The following is a 408-nucleotide window of genomic DNA, read 5'->3' on the forward strand; positions in this document are numbered from 1 at the left end:
GGAGCACCTTCTCAAAGGAGCCCGTGCGGCCCACGGATGCCTGCTGCAGGACGGCGAGCGTCTCGTCGGTCACCTTGCCGCCGAAGACCTCCGTGAGCAGCTGCTTCTTCAGCGACGCGGGCGCCGCCTTGTCGCTGACCGCCCGGCGCAGGCCCATGTCGTCGATGACGACCTGGCCGGCCTCGAACAGCTCGTTCTCGAACCGCTCTGCGATTCCAGCATTTTCAGCGGCTCGCACATAGGCCACGATACCGGCCTGCTCCAAGCCGTCGGTGAAGTCGCGGCCAGCGGCCCACCGTCCGGCAACGGCCGCGTCGAGCACCTTCTCGGTGTCAGACGAGACCTTGCCGCCGAATATCGACCGGACGAGGGCCTGCTTCGCCTCGGTCGCCGTCGACGGGTCGGTCA

Annotated in this window: 1 protein-coding gene; it reads right to left on the reverse strand. The window is 67.9% G+C overall.

From position 1 onward, the window contains the following. A partial coding sequence (locus tag D9V41_RS16570; RefSeq protein ID WP_208006918.1) for a F0F1 ATP synthase subunit delta occupies nucleotides 1-408 on the reverse strand: 408 nt, incomplete at both ends.

The organism is Aeromicrobium phragmitis (genome assembly GCF_003674095.1).
In the GTDB taxonomy this organism is placed as follows: domain Bacteria; phylum Actinomycetota; class Actinomycetes; order Propionibacteriales; family Nocardioidaceae; genus Aeromicrobium; species Aeromicrobium phragmitis.